Raw genomic sequence first — 24,796 nt, 5'->3', positions numbered from 1 at the left:
GATCACTCCGTCAGTTCGAACCTCGCCACCGTTTCGTAAACCGGTCCCTTCGGCGTTAACGTGCTCTTCTTCAGCTCTATGGCGTTAACTTCGAACTCACCGAAGTCCTCGTTCGCGAGCTCCTTGAGGGCCATGGCGAGCTCGAGCTTGTCCCTCACGAACTTGACGCGGCCGATGGTTATGTGTGCCACGAAGTCCTTGTCCTTCTTGAAGCCCAGCCTCCTCATCTCCCTCTCGACGTCCCTCGCTATCGCCCTTATCCCCTCGTCGTTCTCCACCCCGGCCCAGATCACGCGGACGTAGTTCGGGTTCGGGAAGACGCCTATCCCTCTGACCCTCGCGCTGTGCTTCCTGTGTTTCTTGGCGATCTCCTTCAAAGCCTCCTTGACCTCCTCCGCTTGGGCGTCGTCTATCTCCCCGAGGAACTTGAGGGTTACGTGGAAGTTCTCCCTCTCAACGAACTTTATCCTCGCGGCCCTGTTCCCGATCCTCTCCTGGGCCCTGACGAGGTTGTCGCGGACCTCGTCGCTAACGTCTATAGCTATGAACGCCCTCATGGCACCACCGAAAAAAGGTTGGGGTGGGGGGTTAAAGGGGTTTCGTGTCTTCTCAACGCACTCCGGGGAACTTTTCAACGAGGAGCACCACGATTAGCTCGATGAGGAGGCCCGGTAACGAGAAGTACATCCGCTCCAGATGGATGGGGAACGACAGAGCCAGCCACAGGAGGGTGTAGACCCCCACCGCTATCATTTCACCCTTCGGAACGTTTCCATCGAAGTACCCACCGAGCACGAACATGAAAACTGTCCCGCCTATTTGAACCCACATCCACTGGCGGTTGACCTCCCGCGGGAAGTCCATGAATGCCAGTGCAAAAAGAAAGAGGAAGTAAACGAACATTTCTCTCCGAGAGCATAAACTTATTCGGAGTTGGGTTTTGGAGTTAGAACCATCCAAAAGAAATCCGAGTAAGGGCGTTGCATGACCATGCAACCACGAAGGAAAAAAGGAAAGCTCACTCCCTAACAACGACCGGGAACTCCTCCCAGGGGAAGACCACCCACTTGTCCGTCCTGAAGACGTAGAAGTCGGGAACGACCTTCGTCCAGGGCTTCATGCTGAGGCAGGCGACCTTGACGTCGCTCGCCCCCTTTTTCCGAACCTCGTCTATGACGACCTCGAGGGTCTTCCCCGTGTCGCTGACGTCATCGACCACGACGACCCTCTTTCCCTCGAGCGAACCGTGGAGCGGGATCGTTATCACCGGCCTCTCCATCCTCTCCTCGATGTCCTTGTAGAACTTCACGTCTATGACCCTGACCTCGACGTCGCCGAGCACGTGGCTGAGCCTAACGGCCGGAATCAGGCCGCCCCTCGCGACGCCAACTATCACGTCCGGCCCGTACTCCCTCAGGTGATCGGCGAGCGCGAATATCGCCCTGTCCACCTGCCACCAGGTGAGGTAGATCTTGTCCATTCCAACACCTCCGAATAGCGTGAGTTTGAGGGTGATAACTTAAGGCTTTGGCTGATGGGTGGAAGTTAAACTCCAGGACTTAAAAAGCCTATCTTGACAGAGATATGTCAAAGAAAAGATGGGGAACGTAAAGAAGAGAATCAGCTTATCACGCACTTGCTCCAGCCGCAGCGCGGGCAGGTGGCGCAGCCGCTCTCCATCCTCAGCTCGACGAGTTCCCCGTCCCTCTCGTAGCAGACCGGGCAGTAGGCCACCCCGAGGAGCTCCTCAATCTTCTCCTTAGGGATATCGGGCTTCTCGGCGTGGTGGGGATGCTCGTGCATCGGTTTTGCCGCGGCGGGCGTGCTTATCGAAAAGGTTAAGCCGGCGTTTTTGCCCTTGTCCTTCCCGTTGGTGCCGTTGAGGATGGCCTCGACGTCTATGAACCTGGCCAGCCAGGGCTCGGCCTCCACCACCGCCCTGAGCTTCTCGGCCGCGTACTCGCTCGGCTTGGCCTTGACGCGCTGTTTCTTCTCGCCCTCCACGCTGTAGACCTGCACCGAGAGCGAACCGTCGCGGTAGACCGTTACGCCCTTGCAGCCGAGCTTGTGGGCGAGTATGTAGGCGGCCTTGACGTCCTCCACCGTCGCGTCGTTAGGCATGTTTATGGTCTTGCTGGCGGAATCGGTCAGCCAGAGCTGGATGTTCGCCTGGGCCAGGATGTGATCGAGCCAGTGGATGTCCATCGAGGTGACGAAGACGCGCTGGAGATCCTCGGGAACCTCCTCAAGCCCCTGGATGGAACCGTAGTTGTCGCTTATCTTCTTGAGCAGCTCGTCGCTGTAGAGCCCCCTCTTCTTTAGCTCGGCCTCGAAGACCGGGTCGACGTAGTAGAACTCGCCGACGGTGACGCTCTTCTTGTAGGCGAGCGCGAATATGGGCTCGATTCCGCTGGAGGTGTCGGCTATCATCGAGACGCTTCCGGTGGGCGGGCAGGTCGTCACCATCGCGTTCCTTACTCCATACCTCTTGATGTCCTCGACGAGCTCGTCCCAGGGCAGGTTCCATACCTCCCTGTGGTAGAAGCCCTCTACGGGCAGTTCACCCTGCGGGTATTTGCTCTTCTCGTAGAGCGGGAACGGCCCGCGCTTTTTGGCGGCCTCGACGGAGTACCTGTAGGCGTAGAAGGTGAGGTACTCGGTGGCCTTTCTCATGAATTCGAAGCCCTCCTTGCTGTTGTAGGGGATGCCGAGCTTGAAGAGCGCGTCCGCCAGGCCCATCATGCCGACGCCTATCCTCCTCGTCAGCTTCGTGTTGCGGTCTATCTCCGGCAGGGGGAAGCGGTTGACGTCTATGGCGTTGTCGAGATACTTCGCCACCTTCCCGATCACGTAGGCGTACTCGTCCCAGTCGAAGTAGGGCTCGCCGTTCTCATCGTACTTCACGAACTTCGCGAGGTTTATGCTCGCTAAGTTGCACGATTCGTACTCGTAGAGCGGCTCTTCACCGCATGGGTTGGTTGCGCGGATCTTCTCGCCCTTCGCGGGCTCCAGGACGTTCCTCCGGTTGATGACGTCGAAGAACACCACGCCCGGATCGGCCTTCGCCCAGGCCATGTAGGCGAGCTCCTCGAAGAGGCTCCTGGGGTCTATCTCCTTGACCTTCTCGCCCGTTCTCGGGTTGACGAGCGGATAGCGCTTCCCTTCCTTCAAAGCCTCCCAGAAGTCCTCCCAGATGCCAACGCTGATGTTGAAGTTGCTGAGCACGTTGGTTCCGACGTTCTTCTCCTTCGCGTGGACGAACTTCTCGACGTCGGGGTGCCACACCTCGAGAATCCCCATGTTCGCCCCGCGCCTTACGCCGCCCTGCTTGATGACGTCGCTCACCGCGTCTATGAGGTGCATGAAGGACACTGGGCCGCTGTTGGACGTGTAGATGCCGTTTCCCGTGAGAAGGTGAACGCCCTCGACCTGAATATCGTAGACCTTCCTGACTCCGAGGGGCTCTATCTTTGATATTTCCACCGGATAAAGCCTGGATAACATGCTGAAGTACTCAACCTCTTCCTCGTCAAGACCAAGTTCCTCCCTTAGCTCAAGGATCCTGCGTATAAACGCCCTGTGCGTGACCTCCGAGTTGTAAGATGGTATCTTGTAATCCCTCTGAATCCTGGCCCGGATCCTGGGGTCCTTGATCTTGTGGATAACGTTAAACGGGAAGGAATACTTTCTGTTCTTTCCGTTTTCGCTTAGGTGCTTTAGGGCGTTTTCCTTGATCCCGTTGAGTTTAACCGACTCGACCAGTTTCTCGAATGCCCTTATCTTCATATCCCTCGTCTGAATCCTGAGGGTGTAAACCTTCCTGTGGGTATCTTCCGGTGGGGTGTACTCCTGGATGTTCGTGATTATCCCGAGCGCCATGAAGAGGAGCTGGGCCCCTTTGATGAACTCCCTTGAAATCGATTTCAGGGCGATTCTGTAGTGCTGGTCCACGCTGCCGTTCCCATCAAAGAAACCCGCCAAGAACGCGGCCATGACACTCGGTTTACTGCGGAAGATCAATTCGGGAACCGTTATGTTCTCGGATTTGTCTTTGCTCAGGTTATTCAGTTCGAGGAATCTCACGATCTTTGTGGAGGGTACGACGAGGGTGATCTTGTGTTGCCCTTCCCTGATGAACTCCCTGGGTTCAATTCCAAATAGCTCAACAAAGTACCCCTTCACCTTCTCCTTTATGTCCCCCTCGCTGACGTTTAGGTATATCTCGATCTTGGAGTTTTCCCCCCTGCCGTTCTCGTAGCGGTGCCTTATATGCCCGTCCGCGTATATTATGCCGAGGAGATACGCAAGCCTCTCATCGAGGAGTTTTGGCAGTTTGACGTCGTAGCCTTTGGCCTTCAGCTCAACGTTCGTGTTGAGTTCCTGGTATGGGGCGTTAAAGTCGTCCGGAGCCAGGATGTAGATAAGGTCTCCTTCTCTTAGTTCCATCAGGGGCCTGAGGACGGGGTTGCCCTTATCGTCAAAGACCAGGAACTTGTGCTCCTTGGTAACCTTGACCTCGTATCCCTCCTGGGTGACCACCCTAAAGACTTCCATCTCGCCGTTGTTGTATTTCTCCACGATTTCTTTGGGCCCCTCATGGGTGATTATCCTCGGTGACTGGTCGGTTTTTACGAGTTCCTCAATCGGTATGAACCCTTTTTCGGTTAATATCCTCGTGTCCCCTGTGAAGCATGCAGCTCCGGCGGTAGAGCCGACGAAATCGCCCTCGGGGCGGAGTTTTGAGAAATTGAGGCCGGTACCTCCTCCCATCTTCTGTATCATGGCTACGTCGTGCGCCGCCTTCATTATGCTCTCCATGTCATCCTCTATCGGAACGACGAAGCACGCGGAGAGCATCCCGAGCGGCCTGCCCGAGTTGATTAAAGCCGGGGTGTTCGGCATGAAGACTTGGTTCGTCATGAGCCTGAAGTACTCCTCGACCTCCGATTCGTAGTCGTCGAAGGCGCCGTTTTCGAGCATCCTTATCAGGTCGTCGATTGGTACCTTCATCTGGCCCTTCTCCGCCAGCTCACGGTAGAGGTTGAGGAGCCTTTCGAAGTGGTACCTGTTGAGTTTGAACCTCCCGATGGAGAGTCTTCCGTCGTACTCGCCGAGGGCTTTCAGGTAATCCTCCAGCCCCCTAAGATCCTGCCTGTGGTTTCCTTCCCTATCAAATACCCTCTCATCGTAGAGAACATCGGGGATGACCGAGAGAAGGGCGACGCGCTCGAAGAGCTCCCTGGGGCTCTCAACTATCTCCCCGTTCTCGTTCCTTATCAGGTAGCGGGAAGCCAGGACGCGGAGGGCATTGATGGAGAAGCGCTTATCTATCTCGTCCAGTTTGTCCTTGTTGAGTATCTTCTTTTTCTCCTCTCTTATCTCTGCCTTCTTCTTGCGGTAGAGGATGTAGGCCTTCGCGACGTCGAAGAGCCCGGCGCGCATGAGCTCCAGCTCAACCACGTCCTGAATGTTCTCTATGTGGGGAACCTGGCCGTCGTAGAGTTCGTTGATCCTTCTTACCACCCTCCTAACAACCCGGTTGAGGAGCTTCTCGTCGCGGACGCCGACCTCGAGCATTGCCCTCTGTACGGCCCACTTTATACGTTCTTTATCGAACGGCACAATTCTGCCGTCCCTTTTCATCACTTTTTCAACTGCCATATTAACACCTCTGACATATAGTTATTTATAGTTGCCATTGTTGGTAAAAGCATCAGTAAGAATCCATGCCGACCACTCCTACATATACCTTACCCCTATCCGAGTCGCCGAGATGACGAATACGTGCCCTAAACTTTGCCTTGAGGGTAACCGGATAAAAAAGGCGGATGTCCGATAATTTATCTCAACGTCAAAGGGCCTCGTAGATTATCCTGAGCCGGTAGGCGTGTTTGAGCTCCTCTCCGGCCATCATCTTGAAGATGTGCTTGAGGGAACCGTCCAGGATACCGGCGAGCCTCGTGTAGAGCTCGTAGGCGTGCTTCTCTCTCACGAGGGCTTCGAGGATCAGCTCCTCGAGGCTCTTCGGCTCCGCCCGCTCATCGCCCAGCATGGGCTCGAGGGAGAGGCTCTCGAGGTAGTCTATGACCGCGGTTTTCTCCAGGATTCCCCCTGAGAGCATCCCTTCGAGGGTTTTTCGATGCCTCAGCTCCTCCTCCGCCATCAGCTGGAAGGTCTCAACGAGTTTCGGCTTCTCGAAGGCCGCGAAGGTCTCGCCGAGCTTGTGGAGGTTGTAAAGCTCGTTCTCCTGCCATATCAGCCTCTCAAGGAGCTCCTCGAGTTTCATTTAGGGGCCCCCAGTGTCACCTTTAGGTAGTCGAGGAGCTCCCTGACGCTCGGCAGCGCGAGATCGGGCTTTATCCCGGTTTCCTCAACGTCCTTCAGGGTGCTCACACCGGTCAGGACCAGTATCGCCTTCATGCCGAAGCGCCTGGCGAAGGCTATGTCCGTGTCCAGCCTGTCCCCGACCATCCAGACCTCCTCTGCATCGAGCTTGCCCTTGGCCACCTCGTAGGCCGGTTCGTTGGGCTTGCCGATTATCAGGGGTTCAACTCCGGTCGAGGCCTTCAGGGCGGCTATTATTGAACCGGCTCCTGGGTAGAGCCCTTCCTCGGCCGGATACGTGGTGTCGGGGTTCGTGCCTATGAACTTCGCCCCGTCCCTTATCGCCAGCGCCGCGTACTTGAGCTTTTCGTAGGTTAAATCGGGGTCGAGACCCACGACGACGTACTTCACCTCCCTCCAAAGGCCGTTTCTGGCCCCATCGACGTCGATTACACCCCAGCCCAGTCTCTCCATCTCCATGCGGAGCCCTTTCCCGCCGACCACGAAGACCTTCCCGGGTTCGAAGTGCCCCTCCATGTACAGCCTCGTGGCCAGACCCGAGGTGACTATGGCCTCCTCCGGAACGTCGATGCCCATCGAGAGTAGCTTTTCCCGGTACATTGCCGGGTCCTTGGTGGAGTTGTTGGTGAGGAAGATGAAAGGAATTCCATTTTCTTTGAGGAACCTTACGAGCTCCCTCGCCCCCTCGACCGGCTCGCTTCCCCGGTAGAGGACGCCGTCCATGTCGAAGATGATGCCGATTCTTCCCGCCATGGAGAAAGAATTGAAGGGGGGTTTAAAAGTTCACTGTTGGGGTATATCCAAGCGAGATAAAAGCAAATCCTCTTCCCGTAACTTTTTTAAGATTCTTCTCTGATGAACGTAGTGAGGGCGGATGAATCCCTATCAGCTCATGAAACTCATCCATTCAAAGAACGTTGAGTTCATAGAAACCGTTCATTTTCAAAATCGCCTGGCTGGCAGGGATATTCCCCACGACTGGATACGAAGGGTGTTCACTAATCCCCAGGGGATCGTGGGGATAATTCAGCAGGATGAGATCGGGGAGAAGTTCCTCCTTTATTATTCGTTAGACGGAGACAAGGATTTAGTGATCGTGGTTAAAGCCCGACAGTTTAAAAGTAAAGTCCGCCTGACTCTAATAACAGCGTACCTGCAGGAGAAGAGACGGAGGATGAGGGAAGATGGAAAATAATGTGAAGATAATCGATTACGACCCGCTGGGGGATTCCCTCTTTGTGAGGATCCCCGAGGGGGAATACGAAAGCTCCGTCCAGCTGGATGATATAATTCTTGATATGGGTAGGATTAACTCCAAGCCTGGAGTTATCGGTCTTGAGATACTGGATGCCTCTAAAAAATTCAAGATCAGCCCATATCTGCTTTCCCGGGGCGTTCAGGAACTTCACGCCGAGATCAAAATCGGAAAGAAGGAGATAGTCGTATCAGTTTTTATCCGGGTTCTCCAAAGGGGAAAAAGGAAGGAGGATAGAATGGAATTCCTGGCCAGTAATCAGGGGCTTCCCCCGTTGAATGCAATGATTTAAGAAACTAAAAGTTCACTGCTCCGCGTTGAGTTCCATATCGACGATGGTTTTGTCAGTTTGACACTCGTTGCCGGCCTTCTCCGAGAACCTCACCGTCACCTCGACCTCCAGAACCTCGCCGGCTTTGAGTTGTTGCCCATTGAGGAGCCCTATTTCCACTCCGCTCAGTTCGCTTAGGGTCCTCCCCTTCGTGGAATCGACGGTCCAGGACTGGTCTCCGAGATGCACCCTCAGCTCGTTCACTACAAGGTACTTGCTCAGCTCCCCGACGTCGGTGGTGTTGTCGACGGCCTTCTCGGCCGGACTCATCTCGCTCTCCTCGAGGTCTTTGATGTTGAGGGTCATGGTCATCCTGGAGACGTCGACGTCACCGCGGTTCTTGATGTAAAAGGTGAACGTCCTCTCGTCGCCGGGTTTCAGGTTGGAGAACTCGAAAAGCTTGATGTCGTTGTAGAATCTGCTTCCGTCCTTGCTTACGGCTATGTCAAATTCGCCCGAGCCGAACTCGTTGTCGTTGGAGTGCGCAACGTCGGTAAAGATGGACCTGGCCGGACCCGCCAGCACCAGCAGGGCCGCGAGAACACCTATCGCCACAACTTCCCCATATCTCATACAGCACCACCCATTATAGTAGGCAGGGGAATTGCGGTGTGAACGCTTATAAATTTTTCTATTGGCTCAAGTAATATCTGGATAGGGGCGTAAGAATAATTTTACAACCCAAACAATATGAAAGGATCAAGGCCTCACGTTCACGTTGAGCTTGAGGCTCTGGATCGTTCCGTTTACCGCCTCGAGGATGAGGTTCCTCGCATCCGTTTCCGCGTAGTTTCCGTCCGGTGGGGCCGGCGGAAGCTCCGGCTGTGTGTCCTTGAAGAGGAGGAACCAGACCTGCCATTTGCCAGGCCTATCGATGCTGAAGGTGTAGTTCCTCTCGAACTGCGGCGTCCAGTTGCCCTCTATGTTTACGGGAACCGGCGGTAGCGTCACGTTGAACCAGCCTGGCATCGGGTACATCCCGTGGATCAGCGTGGTGTTGGTCTCGTTGTCCCAAGTTAGGTTCACCAGCCAGACCTGGACATAGTAAGTTACGTTCCTGTGCTCGTGGTTGACTATCCCGATTATGACCGTCCCGTTTTCCCCAACCTTGAGGTCCGTCGGGTAATCGGCGGCCTTCCCGTTCGGGCCGAGGATGTAGAACTCCGTGAACGCCTCTCCGGGCTTGGGATGGGTGATGATATAGGTTAGGGTTCCGATGGAGGTCAGGATGGCGATGATGAGGATCACCATCAAAGCCTTATCGAGTTTGCTCGCCTTTTCCCACTCGAGCTCTTCCTTTATTTTTTCCAGCGTTATCCAGGGGATCCACGGATCGAACGCTTTCGAACGGCGGTAGATGGCGGCGATGGCAAGGACGATGTTGAAGACCGTGAGGCTGACGAGTATCGGGAGGAGCCGTATCCCCCAGGGCGTGTAGTTGAGGCCGAGGCCTATCAGCGGGACTATCGCTATGCTCAGCCCGAAGCTCAGGGCCAGCCGCTCGAGGTTGTCGAGTTCCGGTCTGTTGGGGAAGAGGGCCGTCACGAAGACGTAACCCGGGAAGAAGAGGACGAAGGCCAGGCCGAGGGCTTTTCTCAGGATGCTGTCTGGATAGAGGGCGATGAGAAGGTCCAGGAGGAGTGAGAGAGCGATTATCGTGAGCAGATCCCAGTGCCTTTTCAGGTCCATTTCATCACCTTCATTGGGTATGAGCTGGAAGGCTTAAAACGGTTGTGATATTGTCTGGAGGGGCCATAGGTTAAGAAAGTTCGGTATAATGGGAGATGGCCTTAGCTTGGCTTTCAATTTCCCGGAAATCTTTATACGCTAAAATATGCATATCTCTGTGAGTGATACATACACCTGAAGTCCAATAACGGATTCGCTGCAAACCTTAGTATGTGGCTATCCCGGGGGAGTACCATGAGGAGGGTGATCGTCCTGCTCCTAAGTTTGCTGGTGCTTGGGGGAGTGGTTGGGCTGGTTAGTGCTCACTCCATAACCGTGGATGGGGATCCATGATAACCATAGACACAGACCATGACGGCACTGGAATTCATTACTTTGCCTACCACGCGGAGACAGAGCTAAACTCCAGCGCTTACTGGGAGCGTCAGCTGACCATTAACCTCGCCAACTTCAGCGCTTCAAGTTCAGATGACACGTGGGTTAAGGTTCAGGGTGGGGACGGAACGAGGTACTACGGACTCGATCTCCTCAATGGAATATGGAACGATATCTCAACTTCCGCTGATGAATTCGCCGCCTCGACCACTCACAATGCAGTTGAGGTAAGGATCAAGAAGGATGAGCTCGGATCTCTGGGGGATGGCTTCATACGGGTTGCGCTCGGAGTGGTGAGGGTTAATCAGACTAATAACGAAGCCTGGGAGCTTGGAGGAAGTGACGTGCTCGACGCCATGACGGACGTCTCGGGCAACACATGGAACGATGTCCAGGATGGGCACGTTGACTACTATGCGGACATTCATGTTTCCCAAGTTCCGTTCTTCAGCGGCAACGTGGCGATGGGGCAGGTCGCCGAGGTGGGAGTGGAAGAGCTCGAGGAAGGGGATCCCGCTGTGGTAGCCTACGACGAGGAGCGTGAATATTCTGAGGGCGTTCAGGGGGATTATCCCGACGGCACCCAGGAGGAGAAGCGCCGCCTCCTCTCTTCCCGATTTCCTCAGGAGTATCAGGAGCGTGGAGGCCAGGAGGTAGAGCACAAAGGCGTCGAGTCCCGAACAACCGGACCCTATCACGATGATGCTGTTCCTCACCACCGCCGTGTTGCCCTGAACCTTGATTGGGATGCCGGATAGATCCACCATCCAGCGCACGAGGTGGGAGGTGGCCCCGACGAAGATGTCGCTCGTTCTGGCTATCATCCTCTCTACAATCTCCATTCTGACGGCCGCAGCTAAAGACATTTCGAAGAGCGCGATTGAGTTCGGTAGCGCTGTGCTCTTCACCTCGAAGAGCAGAAGTGATACCCCTATTAGAACCAGCGCATGAAATGTCGCGGGACTCGGGTACTCGCCAAATCGGACGATCAGGAATACCGGGGAGATTCCCACTAAAAGAACCCCAACGAGGGCCTGAGCGTCCAGCCTTAGCGTTCTCTCCACGAGTCCCCCGCGTGAGAATGCCACCATCATCGAGTAGAGCAATCCAAGGTACAGAACGGCGGGAGTTCTGTAAACCGCGAATATGACAGCGGTGAAGGCAAGTGAAAAAATCAAAAACCGATCACTCCTCCCGGAGGCCCACCTCCAGGAACTCAACGTTCTTCCTCTCTGAGACCATCAGGAGGATCAGCCCGAGACCGATTACAACGAACGTCTGGGCAACCGGATCTTTAAGTTGGTCTTTCATCATGGCGAGCGCGATAACCGATGCTCCGAGCCATCCCGCGAGGTAATAAACTGCCTTTCCGAAGTACAGATAAGCCAGGTAGAGGGTAACCCCGATGAGGGCGACCGAGAGGGCGTAGTCGTTGAAGGCCGATGCTATTAGGACGCCCGAGATAATCGCCTCTTTCTCCCCTATCCTAACACCCCTTAGAACGTCGTCGAGAAGAAGGAAGGTTGAAGTGGAGGCGAAGAGCGCCGTTTTGATGCCTTCCCAGCTGTATATGGACCCCCCCGGAAGGGTGAGGGCGAGCAGGATAACGTAGCCGTAGAACGCCATCAGGCTCAGGTTCCTGCTCTTCACCCGGAGGAGGTACGGGATGGCGGCCAGGAGGAAGGGGTAGTTCTGGAGGGCCACACCCACGAGGATGGAAGCCACCAGCCCTATCATAGTTTTCTCACCACCTTCGGCAAGAGATCCCTTGGGCCAACCTCGATGACCTTTATCCACCCGATTACCCTCTTCATCATCTCCTTTCTCTCCCGGTAGGCTCTGTAAAGGGTTTCGAGTTTCTCCTTCGTCAGGTCTTTCTTGCTCATGAAGAGTACAGGATTGGGGTAGAGCAGAACCGCCTTCGCCCCTTTCCTGTCAAGGATCCGTGACGCTTTGATTATCTCACCCGGATGGAGGCCGAGATCGTCAACCATAAGGACGTAAGCCCCGCTCTCGACCTTCATGGCTGCCGCAACGGGACCCGATGCCTCCGTTCCCTTCCTGAGCTTTGAGACGGTGCGGCCGAGGGAAGATCTTTTCGGGGACAAACGTGAGGGTGTTATCTGGGGCAGGCCCCTTTCCCCCTTCAGGCCGAGTTCCAGCACCACCTTCAGGGGATCCGAGGCATTCTCTATCACTTTGACGACGCCGGAATCGTCGTAAGCTATTACTTTGATCGCGTGCCCGAAGTGCTTGAAGTACGCGGTTAACTGGGAGGTTATCAGGACGAGGTAGTCGATCCTGCCCGGCCTCATCTCCCTCCTGAACTCCTTAGCCACGTTTATCAGGAGATAAACGTCCGCGAGGGTCTCCCTCTTGAACACCCTGACTATGAGCGTCTGGAGTCTTGACGTTGCCTTCCAGTCTACTCTGATTATATCGTCGCCCGGCATGAACTCCCTGAGTTCCTCGAAGTCCAAAGTTTCCGCGCCGATTCCAAGGGCCTTTTCTGCCTCCGCGAGCGCCTCCACCTGCCTCCTCTCTTTCATCGCTTCCCCTATGCTACCCGGCGAGGGGAAAACGGTTATCCCTCCGTGCTCCTCTACTTTAACGTCCTCCTTGAACAGGCCGAGGGCGTCCTCGAACTCCGCTTTACCCTTCAAGTCTACCCTGCCCTTGGACTGGGGCACTATCGTCTGGGTTACGTACCTCCTCTCGCCGGGTTTCAACTCCACCCTAAGGTCCTTTGCAAAGGCCTTCTCGGAGGTTTCCCTTATCTTCAATACGCCGGGGATGGGGGAGTCGTTTTCAATGTGAATCTCGGCCTTTAAAGGTTCCTTCTCCGTTCCCCTGGCAGGAAAACGCCGGCTGACCCTGACCCTCGGCTCGAAGCTGAGCCTGGCCAGCGCGTAGTAGGCCATCAGAACCACCCCGATTAACGCAACGGCCGGGCTGGCAAGGAGGTACGCCGTTGCCGAGACCACCGCGGCAAGGGATAGGATGACTTCCGCTGGCTTCATTCGGTCGGCACCTCTACGTTCTCGAGAGCTTCTCTGACCACAGTTTTTCCGTTGACGCCCTCGACCTCGTACTCGGGTTTGACGACGATCCTGTGGGCGAGCACTGGAACGGCCAGCCACTTGACGTCATCGGGGATCACGTAGGTTCTTCCCTCAAGGTAAGCCTTCACCCTGGCCGTATAAAGCAGGTGCTCGCCTCCCCTCGGTGAGACACCCAGTATAACCCTCTCATCCAGTCTCGTGGCCTTGACGATCTCGTAGATGTAGTCGATTATCGCGTCGCTGACGTGAACCTTCTGGGCCTCCCTTCTTGCCCTCGCGAGTTCTGTACCGAGAACCACCTGCTTCGCCTTCGAGAACTCGCCGAGGCTCTTCCTCCGGAGCATCCTCTTCTCGCTCTCCTCCGGTAGGTAAGTCAGGTCTATCTTCATCATGAAACGGTCCGTTTGAGCCGTGGGGAGCTCATAGACACCCTCCAGCTCAACGGGGTTCCTGGTGGCGAGCACTATGAAGGGTTCCGGTAGCTTGAGCGGGAGTCCCTCTATGGTTACCTGCTTCTCCTCCATCGCCTCGAGCAGGGCCGATTGCGTTTTCGGGGAGGCCCGGTTTATCTCGTCTACGAGGACGACGTTGGCGAATATCGGCCCTTTCCTTATCTTGAACTCGCCCGCGCGCATGTCATAGAACGTGTGGCCCAGGATGTCCGCCGGGAGGAGGTCGGGCGTCATCTGTATCCTCGAGAACTTCAGCCCGAGGGTTCCCGCGAAGTTCTTGCTGAGCGTCGTCTTGGCTATTCCGGGAACCCCCTCAAGGAGTACGTGTCCCTCCGCCAGCAGGGCTATCGTCATGAGCTCGACCACGTCGTCCATGCCCTCAATGGCCTTTCCAACTTCTTTTTGGATCTTTTCGAGTATCATATCAACCACCCATCCTTTCGAGCATCTCAATTATCTCCTTCTCGTCCCAGCCCCTCTCCTCCGCGAGGAGGAGGGCAACCTCTTCAACGTTTTCGTTTTCATTGAAAAGGCGCGCGAGGAGGCGCGACGTCAACCGTGCCGTTATCCCGAAGGCTCCGATTTCCCACAGCAGTATCATCGTTGCTATGAGGAGCATCAACCCAATAGCCGTCCTCCTTGAGAGCACGCGGGTTATCGTAACGGTGCCGGTGGTGTAGAGGTTGAAATCAGGATGATGGGCCTCGTCGATGTAAAACCTATCCCCGCCGAGGTAGTCTATCAGGTTCCTCAGGAACGGCTCGTTTTCTCCGTAGAGCTGGTTCGTCAGGACATCCGGGTCGGACAGCACCACTATCCTTCCCTTCCCGTACCTGACCTCCGTCAGCAGTGGAAACATTCTCCTGTGGAAGTTCACCATGGAGACCTTGCTGGCGTAGGCCTCGCCATTTCCTGTGACTATTATGGCAGAGGGCTCGTTGGTGATGATCTCCGTAACGTTCCGGGCAAGGATGGGGTCTTCTATCCTTACGGAGACCACGAACCTGTCGTCTTTGTCGTAGAAGAAATCCCTGAGGGGGTCTTTTGAGATCCCAACCGGCACGTTTAGAGCCCGGAGTATCTCGTTTCCCGTCCCGAAGTCGTCGGCTATGAAGAGGGTGTTTCCCCTTTCCAGGAAGAGCTTTATCCCCTCCATCTCGGCCGCCGTGAACGTCACGTTGGGCCCTATTATCAGGAGGACGCCGTCGAGGTCCCCCACTCCGGCGATATCAAACGACTGGAAGATCGGCGTTATCGTCTTTCCTCTGTGATAGGCCAGCCTCGCGAACCCGGAAACCCCGTCCCAGCCGGTGTTGAACATGCTGTAGGCGGTGGAGCTCTTGAACATCGGAACGGTGAGGGGCATGGTCAGGAACGTCAGGATGAGGAGGATGAGGATGAGGTACCTTATCGTCTTGTTCATCTGGAATCCCCCTCCATGATCCTCCTTACGTCTTCTATGAACTCCGCAAGCTCCTCCGTTGTTAGCGGAACGTTCCCGTAAACGGCTTTCTCGTGGAGTAAAGTGACCCTCTCGAGGTAGGGGTAAAACTCCCTGCCCTTCAGTATCCCAAGGACCTCCCTCGGAGTGAGGCTCTCGCCTACCCCGAAGCGATCCCTTAACTTCTCCCTGAGTAACCGGTAGGCTTCACCGACGTCCTTCGGTATTTCGACTTCGGCTGCGGTTGTTGGCCCTTCGTCCCTCCCCTGTACGGGTGAAGGTTCCCTAATTTTTTCGAGTTTTCTCGTCGGGTGCCGTTTCTTACGTTTGAGAATGATGATTCCACCCATAAAGACGAGAGCTATCAACGTGGTCTCGATGTACCTCGGTAACCTGCTCAACGGCGAAACCACGTTGATCGTCAGCACGTTGGAGGTTGCCTCCCCGTAAACCTCGTTGCCGGGGAACGCGGCGTACACCTCGATATCGCCTGTTTCCTCAGGCCTTAACGTGAAGGAGAAGTTTCCCTCTTCAGATGTTAAGTTAAGGTAGGGCTTGCCGTTGACGTATATGCTAATGGGGACGCTCAGGCGGGGTCGAATGTTTCCAGTGAAAGAGGCCGTTTTCCCGAGGGTTATCTCCTGGGGACCGTTCAGCGTTATAGTCACGGGGTAGCGCTTGAACTTAACGGTAACGGTTTTTGTCGTTCCCGAGTGGGTTGAATCGCCATCAAACTTCAATGATACCCTGAAACCGATGGCTTTTGGGGAGAGGTATCCCTTTGAGAAGCTTCCGTCCGGGTTAGTGGTCAGCGATTCGTTTCCAACCGTTATATTCCGCCCCCCCAGGGGTTTCCCGTAGTAGTCAACGAGCTTTCCGGATATCGTGGCCGTTTGATTCAAGAGGGCACTCACGGCATCCGGGGCCAGAAAGAGGGAGGGGATCTTCCTGACGGTGACGGTTACCACGTTGGATCTGTTTCCCCGCTGGGTGGCATATACGGTGTACGTTCCAAGCCTATCGAAGGAGTACGTTGTGGAAAAGAGCCCGTTGATGGGTTTTATCGGGATGAGGATGGTGGAGTTTTTTCCGGCTATCACGATCGTAACGGTCTCGTTGCCGGGACAGGAGCCAAAGATCGTGACGTTCTGGTGGAGGATGGGACTGTTGGTTGAGATCCCTATCATTAACTTCCCTGTCGGACCCGTCTTGGAGACGAGCTTCCTTATGGCCTCCAGGTACTTACCAACCTTCTCCGTGTTGAATGCCAGAACCTTCGTGCCGTTCCGGAGCCTGAGCGCTGAGATCTTATTTAGATCCCCCTCCATCCTCCTAATGGTGCCGGTTATCCCGGCCGCCAGAGCAGGGGTGGGCTTCCTCTGGAATTCGAGGGTCATGTTGTCCAATGTAACGAGCTCCCTGGCGAAGTCGTAGAAGGGGGGGATGACCTCCATCACTGGTGAGTCAACGCCCCTGTCCCTGTAGTACATGGCCTCTGTGTTTATAAGTTCCAGTTCGTTGAGGGTCTGAGTGGCCAGTTTCAGGCCGTAGCTCTCGTTGGCCAGCGTGTACTTCAGGGAGTACTCGAAGTGAACCAGGACTTCCGAGAAGTAGTCGTACAGAAAGACATCCCTCTGAACCGGCTTCTCCACACCCTTTCCGGCCGTGAGGGGAAGTGAGCCGATGATTAAAATGAGGGTTATTAAAAACGCTGCTTCTCTCATTGCCATCACATCCACAAGGCATAAAAACCTTTTAAGTTTTGTTCATTCAGGTGTTGGGATGGGGCGGATCTGGGGAGGTATCCTTGTAATCGCTGGAATCGGACTCTGGTACTACGGGGGCACCTCAGGGGTTCCCTACCTTGTAAACCTCGGCATCGGCACGGTAATCCTCGGGCTGGTGGTCGCGGCCCTCCCCATGGGCGGACAGGTCGAGAAGGAATCGCTCGTCCTCAGCTGCGATCCGTTCTGCAGGTTCGTCGGAAACCTCGTCGAAGACCTGGAGCTGAAGGGAAACCCGGTTGTTATCCCCCCATACGAGAACCTCCCATCCGGAGGGGTGTTCATCCCCCGGTCAAAGGATTTCAGGGTGCCCCTCGGAAAGCTGGATGGAAACACCGTCTTTTTAGCGGGAACCGAGGATGAAAGTGGAGTTCTGATAGGCCCGCCTCCGGGCAGGGGAATCATTGACTACACCCTTGAAAACGTTGGTGAGCTCTCGGGGACGGGCATCGGATACGCGGCCTCCGCGGTATCATCCGTTCTCAGCGCTCTCGGCCTCGGCTCGGCGGAGGTCTTTGAGAAGGAAGACGGAGAGATAGAGGTTTTCGCAAAGCCCCTGTGTGGTGGACCGGCCTATGCCGATCCCGCGGTCTCGGCGGTTCTCCTGGGGATAGCGATGGGTTCGGGAGAGCTCCTCGAGGTGGAGTCCGTTGAAAATGCCGGTGAACACGTTAAGGTTACGTTGAGAAGGCTCGGTGGGGTCGAGAGATGGCTATGAGGGAGAACGTCATCCTGTTCCTGGCCCTTTGGGTGGTCATCTCCGCTCTGATAATTCCATCCGTTGAGATATTCCTGACCGTGGCACTCATCGGGATACTGATTACCCTTGAGGTGGGCGAGTTCTACCTGCCGAGGGACGTTAAGAGCTCGTTAAAGCTCTCGGCCTACCTGCTCCTCCTCGTTTTTTCGTTCATAGTGGCTAAGAGGGTGTACGAGATAATAAAATAATCGTCAAAATACTAATTTGAGAACCCGTTTCATGTTCCTCGCCCCCTTCTTGATCCTCAGGTATTCCTCCTTTGACAGGGGGAAGTTCCTTGCGTTCTCAAGGAGGGCGTTGATGAACTCCGCCTGCTGTCTGCTCCAGACCTCGTTCGGTGTCCTTTGAGCCACTCCACGTAGAGTTTTATGAACTCAATCCTCTCCCCAGGCCCATTTTGGAATCCTCCAATGCTCCTCGCCACCAGTAAAAGGTAGTTAGGAACTCTTAAATATCTGTCCTTCAACTGCAAGCCCCTCAAATCTCCTTCAGCTTTTCACAGGTGATGTTCACAACAATTCCCCAAAGTTGAGCAAGGAGTTTCGTTGTCCAATGGAATGGTGAATTTGTGTTGTATACAGTGGGTGAGAACCTGGAAAAATTCCCGTGAGAACGTAACACGGCGAAAGATTAGATGAAATATATCCTTGGAAGCACGGCAATTTTATGAGGTGCACTTAGAAAACTTTATAACGATGTCAATTACAAAACTGAAGTGAGTTGTCCATATAACTGACAGAGAGGGATAAGCGGCATGGCGGAGGACAACGTCCTGGTACTCATCCCGGCCTACAACGAGGAGCTGACGATTGGTTCGGTTGTTGCTCTGGCTCGATTATTTAACCCAAGCGTTTCCACGGGGGGTGCTGAATATCACTAAAAAGCAGGATATAACCCCGGAGGACGTCACCATAATAATCCCCACCCTCAACGAGGAGGAAGGCATCGGAAAGGTTATAGACGCTTTTAAAAAGCTCGGATACGGTAACATCCTCGTCATAGATGGCAACAGTAAGGATAGAACCCGCGAGGTGGCGGGGGAGAAAGGTGCAAAGGTCATCGTGCAGAGCGGCAAGGGCAAGGGCCAGGCGGTTGCCGAGGCTTTCTCCATGGTCGATACCGATGTCGCCGTTCTCATCGACGGGGACGGGACTTATGACCCTAATGATATAGAGGAGATGCTCGAACCCATAAGGAGGGGCGTTGCCGAACACGTTATAGGGAACCGGCTGGTTAACTTTGAGGACGGAGCGTTCACACGGTTAAACTTGTTTGGAAACAAAGTGTTGAACTGGCTCTTCCGCTTTCTTTACGGCGTTGAGCTCTACGATATCCTTTCCGGGTACAGGGCCCTAACCAGGGACGTCTATAAAAACGTCAACCTCCTCAAGCACGGCTTTGAGGTTGAAGCAGAGCTGACCGTCGAGACCCTCGCCAACGGCTTCAGTATCATCGAGGTGCCCATAAATTATCACAGGCGCCACGGCGATACCAAGCTCAGCCCCCTCGGTGACGGGCTCAGGATAGGGAGGACGATAGCCGAGCTCCTCGTGAGGTACAACCCGGCCAAGTACCTCTACTTCCTCGGGGTGTTCTTCCTCCTCCTTGGGTTCATCTCGGGGGTTTACGTTGTTTACGAGTGGTTAAATCATGTCTCCCACGATCTGCTCGCCATAGTTACCGCCATCCTCGTGCTCGGCGGGGTTCAGTTTTTAGTTATAGGTTTCGTGATGAGCTACATGTTTAAGGTGATGGTGGAGATAAAGAGGAGTATGAGACAAAAGTAAATAGGAGGGAGAACGAGATGAAATCCATAGCTATCTTTGTAAGTACTCCTGCTCAGGTTCATTTCTACAGAAATATTTTGAGAAGATTAACAGAAAAAGGTTATAATGTGCACCTCCTGGCGAGGGATTATGGAGAAACGTTGGACATATTAAACGCATTAGGGTTTGATTACGCTGTTTTTTCAAAGCCACCTAAGGGGTCTAAACGGATTATTACATTACCTAAAGACGTCCTCAAGGCGTTTACATTCCTGCGCAAAGAAAAAATAGGCGTAGTAACGGGATTTGAAATATATGGTGCATATACATCCAAATTACTTAGGGCTCCTTATGTTCAGTTCTATGATTCGGAACCGAGCATACACACACTCCTTTCTCTCCAATTTAAGGCCATGATGCCTTTTACGGACGTTTTATTGACTCCGGAGTCATTTAGAGATGAGTTGGGAAAAAAGCATCTCAGAGTAGCCAGTTACAAAGAGCTTGCATATTTACATCCCAATTATTATACTCCCAATGACGACATTTTTGATCTTTTGGGGATTTCTAAAGGGGAAGATTATGTCTTATTAAGGTTCAACGCCTTTGACGCTGCCCACGATGAAGGGGTTAGAGGCTTCACGACCGAAGACAAGATAACACTCGTGAAAGAACTCGAAAAGCATGCCCACGTTTTCATCTCCGCTGAAGGGAAAGTTCCAGGGGAGTTAGAAAAATATCTTCTCCCGGTTCCCAAGAGCAGAATACATGATGTTATTTACCATGCTAAACTCTTGGTTACTGATACCCAGACAATGGCTACGGAAGGGGCTCTGTTGGGAACTCCGACCATCAGAAGCAACAAGTTCGTTGGCCCAAAGGATATGGGCAACTTCATAGAGCTTGAGAAACGCTTTGGCCTTATGTTCAACATCAGAGACCGCGAAGAGGCAATAAAAAAAGCCGTTGAACTGGTTCAACTGAATGGTCTCAAAAGAGAGTGGTACAGAAAAAGGGAAAAACTCTTGAAAGAGAAGATCGATATAACGTCCTTTATGGTATGGTTCCTCGAGAACTATCCTGAAAGCCTGGAGGAATTCAGGCAAAACCCAAAAATTCAGCATCGGTTTAGGTGATGCCCATGAGGGTTGTTACGGTTGTTGGTGCTCGGCCGCAGTTCATTAAGATGGTTCCGGTTTCTCGAGAACTTGAAAAGGCTGGCATCCAAGAGGTTATCGTGCACACGGGCCAGCATTATGATTATGAAATGAACAAAATCTTTTTCGAGCAGTTGAATATTAGAGAACCAGATTATAATCTGGGGGTCGGTTCCGGGAGTCACGGTTATCAAACGGGTGAAATGTTAAAGCGGATTGAGGAGGTTCTGCTCAGGGAAGAGCCCGATTTGGTTCTGGTTTACGGGGATACTAACTCTACCCTCGCTGGGGCTTTGGCGGCGGTTAAGCTTCACATTAAAGTGGCCCACGTTGAGGCTGGTTTGAGGAGTTTTGATAAGCGAATGCCGGAGGAGGTTAATCGGGTTTTGACGGATCACATTAGTGATCACCTCTTTGCTCCAACTGAAACTGCAGTTGAGAATCTGAAAAATGAGGGAATTAGGGAAGGAGTTTATTTAACGGGGGACGTCATGTTGGATGCGTTGCTCTACAATATTAAGATCGCTGAGAGGGAATCAAAAATACTGGATGAGTTGGGATTAAAGCCGATGGAGTATTACCTTGCGACTGTTCATCGGGCTGAGAACACGGACAATAGAAAAAACTTGGAGAGCATAACATCGTGCTTGAGAAGAACGCGAGAAAGATTTTGACAGATTCTGGAGGCGTGCAGAAGGAGGCTTACTTTTTGAGAGTTCCATGCATTACTTTAAGGGAAAAAACGGAATGGGTTGAGACTGTTGAGGATGGATGGAACGTTCTTGTTGGGGCCGATAAGGAGAAGATACTAAAGGCTGTTAGGGAGTTTGAGCCTGACGGGAGAACGTACACGTACAAGTTTGGAGACGGGAAGGCGAGTAAAAGAATTATAGAGATATTGGGTGGGGGTTAAGACTCATCAGGGAGTGATAACATGAAGTTATTGGTGATCTCTCCTCATTATCACACTTTTATAAAAGATCTTGTAGAAGCTCAGAGCAAATATTTCGATGAAATCAACGTCTTTGTTCATCATAATTACCTTTCGGAACTTGCTCGATATCTGCCCTTTTCGTATTTCAGGCACATTGAAAAGTTTTCAAAGAAGTGGCTTGTAGATTTGACTGAAACACCTGAAAATGTTAAGGTGCATGTAGTCTCATCCTTCTATTTCACTCCCGATGGACAAAATTATGGGCTTGGTGATAAATTGGCCAATCTATTTAAAAAATACATAGAAAAGAACAACATTGAGTTCGATCTGATTCATGCTCATTTTACTTGGCCGAGTGGGTACGCGGCGGTAAGGCTTGGAAAGAAGTTCAATGTTCCAGCAGTTGTTACTGCTCACGGATACGATGTTTACGACTTACCCTTCCGAAATGAAAGATGGAAGAAACTGATAAGACATGTCTTAAGTTCTTCCGATTATGTAATAACGGTTAGCAATAAAAACTTGTCTTCAATTAGAAGATTAGATATCAACACCCCGGTTAAACTCGTCCCAAATGGGTTTAGAAGCGATTTATTCTATCCACAAGACCAAAAGGAGTGCAGAAAAATCCTGAAGTTACCTCTTAACAAAAGGATAATTCTGACGGTTGGGAATCTGGTTGAGGTTAAAGGGCACAGATACCTGATAGATGTCATGGGAGAGGTTGTAAAGCATAGAAAAGATGTTCTTTGTATCATAGTCGGCGGTGGGAAACTGGAAAACAAACTGAAAAATCAGGTTAAAAAGTTGGATTTAGATGATTATGTAAAACTTGTGGGTCCCAAACCACATAACGAGATACCATTATGGATGAACGCCGCCGACCTCTTCGTCCTTCCGAGCTTGAGCGAAAGCTTTGGAATTGTTCAGTTAGAAGCGATGGCCGTTGGAACTCCAGTTGTTGCAACGTACAATGGCGGCAGTGAGGAAATAATAACCTCCGAGGATTACGGCCTGCTCTGCCCACCAAAGGATCCAGAATGTTTGGCGGAAAAGATTTTAATAGCCCTTGAAAAAGATTGGGACAGGGAGAAGATAAGGAAGTACGCGGAGCGATTCATGTGGGAGAATATTGCTACTCAAACGTTGAATATATACAGGAGAGTGGTTGATAAAAATGAAAGTTGATATTCAGTACAATTCAGCAGAGAAAATATTAAAAAAAGCAAATGATATATTAATCTTAGCTCCTATTGATGTTTTGGATATTCTACAAGGTAACAGAGGAGGAGAAAGGCTAATAAGAGAACAGGTTAGATATCTTAGAATCATTAATAAAAATGTAGAATTGGAGTCCTTGTTTAATATTTCAGCGGTTTTCAAAATTCTTAGATTGTTTCAGAATGCTACAAAGATTAACATAAAATTTGCAACCGGAATGATTAAAAAGAAGAAAACAAGCCCTTTTGGGAGTTTACTTTTACCGTTTATAACTGCAATTGTGGAACTGTTACTGAGAATAGATCCGACTCTTAAAAAATCATGTAATGAAATTAAAGAAAAATACGACCTCATCATAGTCAATTTTCCAATTGGAGCGGCAATCGTAAAGAAATTAACAAATAAACCAACGATTATTATAGAGCACAACATTGAGTACATATTCTTAGAAGAGAAACTAAGGATATTTGGGATACCTAACAGGATCGTGTCTACCATTTCGAGAGTGTATAAATGGATTGAATTTTACAATTTGAAACATGTAGACTTCATTTTCTGTGTTTCCCCCCAAGATAGAGAAATGCTTGCCCAAAGTATAGAGGATCGGGATGTATACGTATGGGTACCAATCAGAAAAAAACGAAAATTAGAAATTTCCAAAGAATTTAAGGAAAAAGGAAAGATAGTGATTGGATTCATAGGAAGCGCAACTACCCACAACATTGATGCTGTTGAAAAAATCATTGAGCTCAGCAAGCGATTATCAGATACCAAATTCGAATTCTGGATTATTGGTAGTGTTGGAAACTTATTCAGGGGGCAGAAAGATGAAATACCTAAAAATGTAAAATTCTTGGGATTCGTGCAGAATTTAGGAAGTGTTCTAAGCAGATGTGATTTGTTTATAAATCCAAAGTTTACGTCTCCAACTGGAATAGAGATTAAAATGTTTGATTATTTAAAGATAGATACGCCAGTAATATCAACATCTCTTGGAGCAAGAGGATTTGAGGAGCTTATTGGAGATAAGATTTTTATTGCGGATTCCATGGAAGATATGGTAAAAGTTATTCAGTCATTGATCAATTCTAAGTCGTAAAATCACATGGCTTTTAATCCTGTAATCCCATCTGAGAGACCCTTTAGATATGCAAAAACCAAACGAGGTCTTTTATAGTATAATACAAGTGAAGTAACTTTGAAGGGCAACTCCCACAATAGAGTATACGTTAGATGTTTTCGCATTACACTTGAAGAGGAATTTCTTTTTAGAAACCATAATCTATTTCTAGTCATGTAATACTCATGGAAATTACTCAGTATTCCTCCACTAGAGGAAGCTACTTTATGCCATGTCCTTGCGGTTGGTACATAGAGCAAGTTATGCCCGGTATGTTTTGTCCTAAGACACAAATCTGTCTCTTCCCAGTAACAGAAAAATTTTTCATCAAAAAACCCTACCTTTTCAAGAATCTCTTTCTTTATTAACATGCAGGAACCTTCAATTTTGTCAACACTCATGATTCTATCCCACTGTCCACGATCCACTTCATTGAATCCATACCTTTTTTCAGTCCCCCTCCAAAGGATTAAATCTGCTCCAGTAAAATTAATCATATCGCTCCTTCCGTTGTAATCATAGTAATAAATCTTTGGCCCCACAATCCCAATCTTCTCATCACTCTCAGCAACCTTAACAAGCTCACTCAAAAAATCGGGATCAACAACAGTATCATTATTCAATAGCAGAACATAACTCGGATTCAAAACGCTCAAGGCAAACTTTATCCCAACGTTGTTCCCGCCGGCGAACCCGTAGTTATCCCTGTTTTTAATCAGAATCATCCTCCTATCGGGGTCAAGTTTTTCATAAAGCGGTCTATTGAACTTTCCCTCCTTAGCTTCATCCTCGCCAACCTCAAAAACCTTTATTGGCTTATTTTTGGGATTGTACTTGAAGAACTTGGAATTGACTTTAATCTTGCCTCTGGCATACTCTTTTATCTTCTGAATGGATTCATCCCTAGAACCATTATCCACAACAATAACATCGTAATTTGGATAGGTTATCCTGTAGAGCGACTCCAAACACTCAACCGTATCCCTCCAGCCGTTCCAGTTGAGGATTATGATTGAGACTCTTGGATAGTTCATAAGCATCTTAATGGGTATCCACAAAAATATTAAAAGGCTTTTTGGTGGTGATTACATGGGAGTGGGTTCA

The 24,796-nt window shown here is 51.5% G+C and carries 24 protein-coding genes and 1 pseudogene; 9 read left to right on the top strand and 16 right to left on the bottom strand.

Annotated elements, in window-relative coordinates; translation table 11 throughout:
• Positions 1-2: 2 nt before the first annotated feature.
• The 6 genes from thpR to A3L02_RS01915 form a co-directional block, all read right to left on the bottom strand.
• Positions 3-557 (bottom strand): RNA 2',3'-cyclic phosphodiesterase, encoded by a 555-nt coding sequence (gene thpR, locus A3L02_RS01940; protein ID WP_088862369.1) that lies wholly within the window; start codon positions 555-557, stop codon positions 3-5.
• A 52-nt stretch (positions 558-609) separates the two neighbouring features.
• Positions 610-903 carry a hypothetical protein gene (locus tag A3L02_RS01935; RefSeq protein ID WP_088862368.1) on the bottom strand — a complete coding sequence of 98 codons (294 nt, stop codon included), beginning with the start codon at positions 901-903 and terminating at the stop codon, positions 610-612.
• Between the two features lie 115 nt (positions 904-1,018).
• On the bottom strand, positions 1,019-1,480 hold the full coding sequence (locus tag A3L02_RS01930; protein ID WP_088862367.1) for a phosphoribosyltransferase: 462 nt from the start codon (positions 1,478-1,480) through the stop codon (positions 1,019-1,021).
• A 140-nt stretch (positions 1,481-1,620) separates the two neighbouring features.
• Positions 1,621-5,661, bottom strand: coding sequence for an adenosylcobalamin-dependent ribonucleoside-diphosphate reductase (locus A3L02_RS01925; protein WP_088862366.1), 4,041 nt, complete (start codon positions 5,659-5,661; stop codon positions 1,621-1,623).
• A 190-nt stretch (positions 5,662-5,851) separates the two neighbouring features.
• Entirely contained in the window at positions 5,852-6,286 is a 435-nt protein-coding gene (locus A3L02_RS01920; protein ID WP_088862365.1) for a ferritin family protein, read from the bottom strand.
• Complete coding sequence (locus A3L02_RS01915; protein WP_088862364.1) at positions 6,283-7,098, bottom strand: HAD-IIA family hydrolase; 816 nt, start codon at positions 7,096-7,098, stop codon at positions 6,283-6,285. Before A3L02_RS01915 ends, A3L02_RS01920 begins: the two co-directional genes overlap by 4 nt.
• Positions 7,099-7,219: 121 nt before the next feature.
• On the opposite strand from A3L02_RS01915, the gene A3L02_RS01910 reads away from it, so the two are divergent.
• Positions 7,220-7,540, top strand: a complete 321-nt coding sequence (locus A3L02_RS01910; RefSeq protein WP_088862363.1) for a DUF4258 domain-containing protein — start codon at positions 7,220-7,222, stop codon at positions 7,538-7,540.
• Entirely contained in the window at positions 7,530-7,892 is a 363-nt protein-coding gene (locus A3L02_RS01905) for a DUF2283 domain-containing protein (protein WP_088862362.1), read from the top strand. Before A3L02_RS01910 ends, A3L02_RS01905 begins: the two co-directional genes overlap by 11 nt.
• A 12-nt stretch (positions 7,893-7,904) precedes the next feature.
• On the opposite strand, the gene A3L02_RS01900 is transcribed toward A3L02_RS01905, so the two are convergent.
• The 8 genes from A3L02_RS01900 to A3L02_RS01865 all read right to left on the bottom strand — a co-directional run bounded on the left by A3L02_RS01900 (position 7,905) and on the right by A3L02_RS01865 (position 16,680).
• Positions 7,905-8,504, bottom strand: coding sequence for a TasA family protein (locus A3L02_RS01900; protein ID WP_088862361.1), 600 nt, complete (start codon positions 8,502-8,504; stop codon positions 7,905-7,907).
• 126 nt (positions 8,505-8,630) lie between these two features.
• On the bottom strand, positions 8,631-9,620 hold the full coding sequence (locus tag A3L02_RS01895; protein WP_088862360.1) for a DUF1616 domain-containing protein: 990 nt from the start codon (positions 9,618-9,620) through the stop codon (positions 8,631-8,633).
• A 551-nt stretch (positions 9,621-10,171) separates the two neighbouring features.
• Positions 10,172-11,173, bottom strand: coding sequence for an archaeosortase/exosortase family protein (locus A3L02_RS01890; RefSeq protein WP_237268620.1), 1,002 nt, complete (start codon positions 11,171-11,173; stop codon positions 10,172-10,174).
• A gap of 7 nt (positions 11,174-11,180) precedes the next feature.
• Positions 11,181-11,732 carry a hypothetical protein gene (locus A3L02_RS01885; protein ID WP_088862358.1) on the bottom strand — a complete coding sequence of 184 codons (552 nt, stop codon included), beginning with the start codon at positions 11,730-11,732 and terminating at the stop codon, positions 11,181-11,183.
• Complete coding sequence (locus A3L02_RS01880) at positions 11,729-13,015, bottom strand: DUF58 domain-containing protein (RefSeq protein ID WP_088862357.1); 1,287 nt, start codon at positions 13,013-13,015, stop codon at positions 11,729-11,731. Before A3L02_RS01880 ends, A3L02_RS01885 begins: the two co-directional genes overlap by 4 nt.
• A complete protein-coding gene (locus tag A3L02_RS01875) occupies positions 13,012-13,932 on the bottom strand; it encodes an AAA family ATPase (protein WP_088862356.1) in 921 nt (306 codons plus the stop codon). Before A3L02_RS01875 ends, A3L02_RS01880 begins: the two co-directional genes overlap by 4 nt.
• 1 nt (position 13,933) lies before the next feature.
• On the bottom strand, positions 13,934-14,932 hold the full coding sequence (locus tag A3L02_RS01870; protein WP_088862355.1) for a DUF4350 domain-containing protein: 999 nt from the start codon (positions 14,930-14,932) through the stop codon (positions 13,934-13,936).
• Positions 14,929-16,680 (bottom strand): DUF4129 domain-containing protein, encoded by a 1,752-nt coding sequence (locus A3L02_RS01865; protein WP_237268619.1) that lies wholly within the window; start codon positions 16,678-16,680, stop codon positions 14,929-14,931. Before A3L02_RS01865 ends, A3L02_RS01870 begins: the two co-directional genes overlap by 4 nt.
• Positions 16,681-16,732: 52 nt before the next feature.
• On the opposite strand from A3L02_RS01865, the gene A3L02_RS01860 reads away from it, so the two are divergent.
• The gene (locus tag A3L02_RS01860; RefSeq protein WP_088862353.1) at positions 16,733-17,452 is read left to right on the top strand and encodes a hypothetical protein; all 720 of its coding nucleotides are present in this window, start codon (positions 16,733-16,735) and stop codon (positions 17,450-17,452) included.
• Entirely contained in the window at positions 17,443-17,682 is a 240-nt protein-coding gene (locus A3L02_RS01855; protein WP_054834451.1) for a hypothetical protein, read from the top strand. Before A3L02_RS01860 ends, A3L02_RS01855 begins: the two co-directional genes overlap by 10 nt.
• 3 nt (positions 17,683-17,685) lie before the next feature.
• Here the strand turns inward: A3L02_RS01855 and A3L02_RS10150 are convergent, their stop codons facing one another.
• Positions 17,686-17,847, bottom strand: coding sequence for a hypothetical protein (locus tag A3L02_RS10150; RefSeq protein ID WP_237268618.1), 162 nt, complete (start codon positions 17,845-17,847; stop codon positions 17,686-17,688).
• A 510-nt stretch (positions 17,848-18,357) separates the two neighbouring features.
• Between A3L02_RS10150 and aglJ the strand changes: the two genes are divergently transcribed.
• From aglJ to A3L02_RS01830, 5 genes and pseudogenes are all read left to right on the top strand, one after another.
• Entirely contained in the window at positions 18,358-19,281 is a 924-nt protein-coding gene (gene aglJ / locus A3L02_RS01850; RefSeq protein WP_237268617.1) for an S-layer glycoprotein N-glycosyltransferase AglJ, read from the top strand.
• 17 nt (positions 19,282-19,298) lie between these two features.
• Positions 19,299-20,396 carry a DUF354 domain-containing protein gene (locus tag A3L02_RS01845; protein WP_088862352.1) on the top strand — a complete coding sequence of 366 codons (1,098 nt, stop codon included), beginning with the start codon at positions 19,299-19,301 and terminating at the stop codon, positions 20,394-20,396.
• A pseudogene (wecB, locus tag A3L02_RS01840) lies at positions 20,396-21,330 on the top strand (non-hydrolyzing UDP-N-acetylglucosamine 2-epimerase). The gene A3L02_RS01845 and the pseudogene wecB overlap by 1 nt, the downstream one beginning before the upstream one ends.
• A gap of 21 nt (positions 21,331-21,351) precedes the next feature.
• Positions 21,352-22,539 (top strand): glycosyltransferase family 4 protein, encoded by a 1,188-nt coding sequence (locus tag A3L02_RS01835; protein WP_054834281.1) that lies wholly within the window; start codon positions 21,352-21,354, stop codon positions 22,537-22,539.
• Positions 22,529-23,671 (top strand): glycosyltransferase, encoded by a 1,143-nt coding sequence (locus A3L02_RS01830; RefSeq protein ID WP_088862351.1) that lies wholly within the window; start codon positions 22,529-22,531, stop codon positions 23,669-23,671. Before A3L02_RS01835 ends, A3L02_RS01830 begins: the two co-directional genes overlap by 11 nt.
• Positions 23,672-23,673: 2 nt before the next feature.
• Here the strand turns inward: A3L02_RS01830 and A3L02_RS01825 are convergent, their stop codons facing one another.
• Complete coding sequence (locus A3L02_RS01825) at positions 23,674-24,732, bottom strand: glycosyltransferase family 2 protein (protein WP_335755130.1); 1,059 nt, start codon at positions 24,730-24,732, stop codon at positions 23,674-23,676.
• Positions 24,733-24,796: the final 64 nt, after the last annotated feature.

It is taken from the genome of Thermococcus celer Vu 13 = JCM 8558 (assembly GCF_002214365.1).
Taxonomy (GTDB): Archaea; Methanobacteriota_B; Thermococci; order Thermococcales; family Thermococcaceae; genus Thermococcus; species Thermococcus celer.
The sequence above is the reverse complement of the archived record's forward strand: the minus strand, read 5'-3'. Positions and strand labels throughout refer to the sequence as shown.